We start from the raw sequence: 7,922 nt of genomic DNA, 5'->3' as shown, positions 1-7,922 counted from the left end.
AGTTTTTCTTCATCAATTTCTAATTTTGATAATTTCCAGCCGTCTTGAATCGGTAAAATAATTTTCTCTAGTATCGTTTTTATATCGTATTCCATTTTGTAAATTTAACCTTTTCACAAAATATCCAGTAGAAACGTTTTTATAAATCTGAGATAGCTGTTTCTAAAACAATCCGTTCAATTCTGCATCAATTCGGTTAATGATGTTTCCTAAGTCTTCTGGGTTATCTACAAAATTGATATTGTCAACATCAATTACTAAAAGTTTTCCTTTGGTATAACTTTGGATCCAAGCCTCATAACGCTCATTCAAACGGCTTAAATAGTCAATAGAAATAGAGTTTTCGTAATCGCGACCGCGTTTGTGAATTTGTCCCACCAAATTTGGAATGGAACTTCTTAAGTAAATCAACAAATCTGGTGGTTGTACCATCGTTTCCATCAATTCAAATAAGGAAGTATAATTCTGAAAATCTCGATTGGTCATCAATCCCATCGCGTGCAAGTTGGGAGCAAAAATATGCGCGTCTTCATAAATCGTGCGGTCTTGAATGATTTTTTTACCACTTTGGCGAATTTGCATTACTTGACGAAAACGGCTGTTCAAGAAATAAATCTGTAAATTAAAGGACCAGCGTTCCATTTGGTGATAAAAATCCTCCAAATAAGGGTTGTCAACTACGTCTTCGTAATGTGGTTCCCATTTAAAATGTTTCGACAATAATTGTGTTAAGGTAGTTTTTCCTGAACCTATGTTTCCTGCTACTGCTATGTGCATTACGGTAGTATGATTTTAAAATTATAAATTCCTTCGGTTGTAAAAATAGCTAAAATTTGGGCTTGGTAATAGAATTTTTCAAACCTTTTTTCGGGGAGTTGAAGTGGCGTACTTGTCCATGCAGCATCTTTTTGACGGCTCAAGAGTGTTATTTTTTGGTCTAAACTGTAGAGTATTTGACTGGAATTAATGATTTGGACTTGATCCGCATTTGGAAATTTACCTAGACTTCTAATGCCGCCAAATAACGAGCAGGAGTAGCCTTCTCCATTGTCATCCATCCATACAAAGGCATTAAAGTCAGTAGTGTACTGTTTTATTTTTGTTGAAATTGGCGTACTGATGGTTTTGTACTCGTTTTTGAGATAGTCATACAATCCAATTTGTTGGTTGAGGTTGTTGTAGATCCACAATTGATTTTGAGCGGCTATTCCAATGGCGGTGACATTGATAGGTGTGGGGTGCTCCGAAAAATTAATCTTCTGACTTTCGTTGAGTTGGTTGTCGAGTAGAATGACAGTATTGAAGTCCTCGTAAAACAACACTATTTTGAGTGGATTTTGAAGATCAACTTTGGTGATTTTTCCTAAGGTGATGTTTTTGTATTCCCAGTTCTCGGAGCCTTTGCTTTTCTTGAAAACGTTATTTTCTATAGTGTAAACATACTCAAAAGCGTCGTAAGCCAAAAACGTGACTGTTTTGGGAGCGTTCGCCATTATTTGCATTGGAATTCCTTTGATTTGACAATAGCATTGGGATAAAAACGAAAATGCTACAAAAAACATTACATACTTCTTCATTTCGCTAATTTACAATTAAACTTTTTCGTTTTTCGCATGTCTATATCTTTTTATAAACCAATGCTGTAACAAATGAATATGAACCTCGTCTTATTGAAAAATTTGTAAACCATGTATAAAATTATTTTGTTTTTGACGGCTCTGGTTTTAACCAGTATTGGGCTTAGAGCTCAGGAATTTCAAGGTATGGCAGTGTATGAATCTAAAACAAGCACTGCTGATTTTAAAACGAGAATGGAAGGGAATAAAAACATGACTCCCGAAATGATTAAAGGAATTGAGGAACGAATGAAGAAAATGTTTGAGAAAACATTTATTCTAAGTTTTGACAAGTCGGCTTCTATTTACAAAGAAGAAGAAAAATTAGAAGCACCCGGACAAAGCGGTGGCGTTGGAATGCGAATGATGGCTTCCTTTACCGGTGGCGGCGGAACGTATTATAAGAACGTAAAAGACAAAACCTATACGGTAGATAAAGAATTTATGGGCAAGGAGTTTTTGGTAAAAGATACGCTAACCCAGATGAAATGGAAAATGGAAGGCGAAACCCGAGTGATTGGAGGCTATAATTGTTATAAAGCCACAGCTGTTGTGCCAATAAACAAATCGGATTTTAGAAATTTTAGACCAAAAGACGATAAGAAAACCAAAGAAGGGGCAGATAAAGACAAGAATGAAGCGGCGACTGAAAAGAAATCGAGCATTATGGATATGATCGAAATGCCCAAGGAACAAGCCATCACGGCTTGGTACACTCCCGAAATTCCAGTCAATCAAGGTCCAGAGGGCTATTGGGGCTTGCCTGGGTTGATTTTGGAGGTAAACGATGGCAGGACGGTAATTTTATGTTCTAAAGTAGTCTTGAATCCGAAAGAGAAAGCAGCAATAAAACCCGCAACAAATGGAAAAGTGGTGACCCAAAAAGTGTTTGACGAAACGATGATCCAGAAAATGGAGGAAATGCGAGAAATGAATCGCGGTAGAGGTGGTAATGGTGGACAATTCATTATTAGATCTGGAGGTTGATTGTAAGATCACTTTTTAGTTTCGGTTCTTCAACTGAAAATGTGAACTCATAAAAAATAATGTTGCTGACTCAAAAGCCCATTGTTGCTGCTCCAAAATAAAGCACTACAACTAACCCATTCAATAACCTCTTTATGAAAGCATTGCTTCGAATTGCCTTTTTTCTTTTTACTACTTTATCTTTTGCACAAACCATTAAACTTGATGGTTTGATTACCGACTCTAAAAACGCAGGACTTGAAATGGCAAACGTAATGGCGGTGAACAAAACCACCAAAGCGATGGATGCCTATGCTATAACGAATGACAAAGGGAAGTTCACACTGAATTTGAAACCGAATACGACTTACCTAATTAAAGTGAGTTTTTTGGGGATGCAAAATAAAGAGGTCGAAGTAACTACGGCTACTACTAATTTGGTCAAAAATATTGCTTTGGACGCGGGTGGCATCGAATTGGACGGAGTTGAGATTGTACGTGAAATGCCAGTTTCTATCAAAGGAGACACGATTGTGTACAATGCCGATTCGTTTAAATCGGGTACCGAACGAAAACTGGAAGATGTGTTGAAAAAATTACCTGGAGTGGAGGTAAATGCCGACGGAGAGATTGAAGTAGAAGGCAAAAAGGTAACCAAATTGATGGTGGAAGGGAAAGACTTTTTTGATGGGGACACCAAATTGGGAGTGAAAAATATCCCTGCTGATGCGATTGATAAGATTCAAGTGTTGCGTAATTACAACGAAAATTCCATTCTGAAAGGGGTAGAAAACAACCAAGACAATATTGGAATGAATATCAAATTGAAATCTGGTAAGAAGAACTTTTGGTTTGGAGATATCAATGCTGGTGTGGGCATTGCACACAAAGAAAGCAGGTTTGTGATTAATCCGAAATTGTTTTATTACAGTCCAAAGTACAGTGTAAATTTGATTTCGAATTTTAATAACATAGGCGAATTGCCGTTGACGATTCAGGATTATTTTAAGTTTACGGGAGGTTTCCGTGGATTATCGGCTAAAGGTGGCTCAAGTTTTAACGTGTCTTCTAATGATTTGGGGATTGCTTTGGCAAGAAACAATAGAGCCAAGGAAATTGACACCAAGTTTGGCGCGACCAATTTCTCGTACAACGTGAATAAAGCTTGGAGTTTTAGTGGTTTTGGAATTGTTTCTTCTTCGATTACCGATTTAGAAACCATTTCTCAAAATAATATCTTGAAACCGAATTCCTCAGAAGTAGCTTCTACCGAAAATCGAAAAGAAGTAGCACACCAAACCAGTAATTTAGGTTTATTCAAGTTGAGCACGACCTACAAGCCGTCGACTAATTTTCAGTTGGATTATGATGTGTTGACCAAGTTGTCCAAACAAGATGAAAACACTTCGTTGCTTCGTGAATCGATTGTGCAAAATATTTCGGCTACGGAATCTATAGCTACGCTAAAAGAGCAAGATCCAATATCGGTAAATCAGAATTTGAGTGCGTATTTTACCTTAAATGAAAAAAATGTCTTTGCCGTAGAAATGCAAAGTTTATACCAAGAGGAAGACCCTTTTTACAATGCTAATTTGCAATCTCAGCCCTTTATTTTAAGCGGTTATCAGCCAGGGCAAAATAGAAACGACATCAACCAAACCCGATTTGTAAAAACAAACAAAATCGATGCTAAGTTGGATTATTACTATATGTTGACCCCAAAAAGCAATATCAATTTGACTTTAGGCAATACCTATTCGTATCAAAATTTTAATTCCTCTATTTTTCAGCTTTTAGATAATGGCTCCGTAAACGATTTGAATGCTTCGGAGAATACCAACGATGTGGATTATCGTTTTAATGATGTGTTTTTGGGATTGCATTATAAGATTCTTACAGGGAAATTTACGTTTACTCCTGGAGTAAGTTTGCACAGTTATAATATGACCAATGCGCAATTAGGAACCGAATTCAGTCAAAAATTCTTCAGAGCCTTACCTGATTTTGTAGCAATTTACCAAATCAAAAAAGCCGAGACTTTGACTTATAATTTTTCGTATACCAACAATTTTACCGATATTAATAAATTGGTGGAAGGCTATGTTTTCTCGAACTACAACAGTTTAACACGCGGTTTCAGAGGACTAGAAAATGCTACGGCGCAACAACATTCGCTGCGTTATTTCAAATACAATATGTTTAATATGGAAAACATTACCGCTTTTGTGAATTACACCAAAACGGTAGATGCCATTAAAACAGATGCTACTTTTGACGGGGTAAACCAAACGTCGGTGCCTTTTAACTCTCCTTTTGCCGATGAAACCATTTCGGGTCGCGCCTCTTATGGACGTTCGTTTTTGAAAAATTACAAAGCCTCATTTGATACTAATTTGAACTGGTCGAAATTCAATAACAAACAGAACAATGTAACTATCGCTAATGAGAGTTTTACCCAAAGTTATACCTTAAGAGCGTCTACCAATTACAAAAGCCTGCCCAATTTAGAAGTAGGCTACAATATGGTAATCAATGACTATAATAATAATACTTTTTATACCGACCGCCCTTTTGCCAAGTTAGATTACTATTTCTTAGACAGTTTTTCTTTTGTGGCCGAGTATGAGTTTTATCATTATTACAACAATGACAAAACGGTAAATAATGAATACGATTTCTTGAACGCTAGTTTGATTTACCAAAAGAAAAACAGCAAATTCGAGTATAAAATCAGTGGCACGAATTTATTGAATACCACCTCGCTCAACGACGATAGTTTTTCGCAATTCGCTACAAGAACTTCTCAATATACCGTACAACCACGTTATTTGATTTTCTCTGTGAAGTATAATTTGTAGTTGTAATTTTTGGTCCAAAGCAAAAAAAAAACATCACTTTTACCAAAAAAAAAGTGATGTTTAAAATAAGTATTTTTTAGAAAATTAACTCCTAGCCCAAACATCTACTTCAGCGCGGCTACCTATTAAGTTTCTGGTTCTGTATTCGAAACGAATTTTGTCTATTCTTCTTTTGAAAGATAGGTTGATGACTCTAGATTCACCTCCGTCTTTAATGATGTTTCTTAATTCAACATCTTGTTTTTGTCCATTTTCAAAATAAATGGTCATTTTGTTGAAATTGACAGTGTTCTTTCTAACCATCACTTTCAGAGCTGAATAGCTTTTTCTGTTGGAAGGTCTGAAATCATCTTTTTCTCCAGTTTTTTGAACGGTTTGTGTTCCAATTTTTTCCCATTTTCCAATAGAATTTGAGGAGCCCCAATTTTTATTTTTGTCCCTGTTGCCTTGAGCTTCAACGGAAGTAGTAAATAAAGTTAATGCAAAGGTTATAAGTAGTAATTTAAAATAAGTTTTCATATTTTGTTATTGTATAAATCGGTTAATTAATTATGAAATATTCAACAAAATTAAAAAAAAAGACCATATAAAAAGAAATATTAATTTTAAATTAACAATATTAATTGTTTTTTGTTAATGAAATCATTTTTTTTGGGTTTAGTGTATTCGACTTTGTTTTGAATCAAAAGTTGTTGTATTAAGATGGTATTTTAAAATTGAGAAATAAAAAAACCTTCAAGTTTTTACAACAAGAAGGCTTTTGATTTATTGAAATGCTTTGATCTTACAATCCAAAAGCATTTTTTACTTGATCTACAAAATCTAATTTTTCCCAAGTAAACAATTCTACCTCCACAGTTTTAGTTAGACCACCTGGAGCAGAGAATGTTTTGGTTACGGTTTCAGGAGTACGTCCCATGTGTCCGTAAGCCGCTGTTTCGCTATAAATAGGGTTTCTTAATTTCAATCGTTGTTCGATGAAGTAAGGACGCATATCGAAAATTTCTTCTACTTTTTTAGCGATTTCACCGTTAGTCAAATTCACTTTTGAAGTTCCGTAAGTTTCGATGAAAATACCCATTGGTTTAGCTACACCAATTGCATAAGAAACTTGTACTAAAATTTCGTCAGCTACACCAGCAGCTACTAAGTTTTTAGCAATATGACGAGTAGCATAAGCTGCACTACGGTCTACTTTACTTGGATCTTTTCCTGAGAAAGCTCCACCACCGTGAGCACCTTTTCCACCGTAAGTGTCTACAATGATTTTTCTTCCGGTTAAACCAGTATCGCCGTGAGGTCCTCCAATAACGAATTTTCCTGTTGGGTTGATGTGGTATTGGATTTTGTCATTGAACAAATGAGCGTGCTCTGGATTTTTAGCGATAATTCTAGGAATCAAAATGTCTACAATGTCTTTTTTGATTTTAGCTAACATAGCAGCTTCTTCATCAAAATCGTCATGTTGTGTAGAGATAACAATCGCATCGATACGAGTTGGTTTGTTATCATCGCTGTATTCTAAAGTTACTTGAGACTTAGCATCAGGACGTAAATACGTGATTTCGTTGTTTTCACGTCTCAAAATCGCTAATTCTTGTAGTAATTTGTGCGATAAATCAAGTGCCAATGGCATGTAGTTTTCAGTTTCGTTAGTAGCGTAACCAAACATCATTCCTTGGTCACCTGCTCCTTGCTCTTCCTTACTCGCTCTATCTACTCCTTGATTAATATCAGCTGATTGTTCGTGAATAGCCGAAAGAATACCACAAGAATTGGCTTCAAACATGTATTCGCTTTTAGTGTATCCAATTTTACGAATAACTTCACGAGCAATTTGTTGTACATCTAAGTACGTATTTGATTTTACTTCACCAGCCAAAATTACTTGACCTGTAGTTACTAAAGTTTCACATGCTACTTTGGAGTCTGCATCAAAAGCTAAAAAGTTATCAATTAATGCGTCTGAAATTTGATCAGCAACTTTGTCTGGATGTCCTTCACTTACAGACTCTGACGTAAATAAATAAGCCATAATAATTTGTATATTAAAAATTAATAGAGGAAAGTGAAATTGCTGAAAAAACTAAAGGGGGAGTGTTCCTGCTTTAGCATTTTTTATACTGAAAATTGTTTTCAGTATTCACAATGAATAGTTCATTATGAAGAGGTTGCAATCAGTTCAAATTTTTCCTCTGTATTCGAGCGCAAAGGTATGAAACGATTTTTAATTTCAAATTAATCTTAACTTTTTTTTGAATTAATGTTAGGATAGCGCCCCAAAGTCAACTATTTTGTTAGTTTTATACGAAACATTTCTTAAAAGCTTACTAATTGTTTGGTTTTTCGGAATTTAGTTTGCACATTTGTGAAACAAAACGATAAAAAATGATTTTAGTCTCTTGTATAATGATGAAAGCCATTCAGGATAATTCCTGCGGGTCGCCTATTGCACGTATTTAAACTTATTCAAAATATAGCA

The 7,922-nt window shown here is 35.3% G+C and carries 6 protein-coding genes; 2 read left to right on the top strand and 4 right to left on the bottom strand.

The window, feature by feature from the left end; translation table 11 throughout:
• Positions 1 to 162: 162 nt before the first annotated feature.
• Both O9307_RS13365 and O9307_RS13360 read right to left on the bottom strand, forming a co-directional pair.
• Complete coding sequence (locus O9307_RS13365; protein WP_298300167.1) at positions 163 to 777, bottom strand: deoxynucleoside kinase; 615 nt, start codon at positions 775 to 777, stop codon at positions 163 to 165.
• Positions 777 to 1,577, bottom strand: coding sequence for a hypothetical protein (locus O9307_RS13360; RefSeq protein ID WP_298300165.1), 801 nt, complete (start codon positions 1,575 to 1,577; stop codon positions 777 to 779). Before O9307_RS13360 ends, O9307_RS13365 begins: the two co-directional genes overlap by 1 nt.
• Positions 1,578 to 1,688: 111 nt before the next feature.
• Between O9307_RS13360 and O9307_RS13355 the strand changes: the two genes are divergently transcribed.
• Both O9307_RS13355 and O9307_RS13350 read left to right on the top strand, forming a co-directional pair.
• Positions 1,689 to 2,603, top strand: coding sequence for a GLPGLI family protein (locus O9307_RS13355; protein ID WP_298300163.1), 915 nt, complete (start codon positions 1,689 to 1,691; stop codon positions 2,601 to 2,603).
• Positions 2,604 to 2,737: 134 nt separating this feature from the next.
• Positions 2,738 to 5,440, top strand: coding sequence for a carboxypeptidase-like regulatory domain-containing protein (locus O9307_RS13350; protein WP_298300160.1), 2,703 nt, complete (start codon positions 2,738 to 2,740; stop codon positions 5,438 to 5,440).
• Positions 5,441 to 5,524: 84 nt separating this feature from the next.
• Here the strand turns inward: O9307_RS13350 and O9307_RS13345 are convergent, their stop codons facing one another.
• Entirely contained in the window at positions 5,525 to 5,959 is a 435-nt protein-coding gene (locus O9307_RS13345; protein ID WP_298300158.1) for a hypothetical protein, read from the bottom strand.
• A gap of 265 nt (positions 5,960 to 6,224) precedes the next feature.
• Positions 6,225 to 7,475, bottom strand: a complete 1,251-nt coding sequence (gene metK / locus O9307_RS13340; RefSeq protein WP_298300156.1) for a methionine adenosyltransferase — start codon at positions 7,473 to 7,475, stop codon at positions 6,225 to 6,227.
• Positions 7,476 to 7,922 lie beyond the last annotated feature (447 nt).

This window comes from Flavobacterium sp. (assembly GCF_027531905.1).
Lineage (GTDB): Bacteria > Bacteroidota > Bacteroidia > Flavobacteriales > Flavobacteriaceae > Flavobacterium.
This window is presented reverse-complemented; position numbering and strand designations above follow the sequence as displayed.

Coding starts and splice junctions, on each gene's coding strand:
- O9307_RS13360 (WP_298300165.1), bottom strand. CDS start 1,577: ATGAAGAAGTATGTAATGTTTTTTGTAGCATTTTCGTTTTTATCCCAA.
- O9307_RS13365 (WP_298300167.1), bottom strand. CDS start 777: ATGCACATAGCAGTAGCAGGAAACATAGGTTCAGGAAAAACTACCTTA.
- metK (WP_298300156.1), bottom strand. CDS start 7,475: ATGGCTTATTTATTTACGTCAGAGTCTGTAAGTGAAGGACATCCAGAC.
- O9307_RS13345 (WP_298300158.1), bottom strand. CDS start 5,959: ATGAAAACTTATTTTAAATTACTACTTATAACCTTTGCATTAACTTTA.
- O9307_RS13355 (WP_298300163.1), top strand. CDS start 1,689: ATGTATAAAATTATTTTGTTTTTGACGGCTCTGGTTTTAACCAGTATT.
- O9307_RS13350 (WP_298300160.1), top strand. CDS start 2,738: ATGAAAGCATTGCTTCGAATTGCCTTTTTTCTTTTTACTACTTTATCT.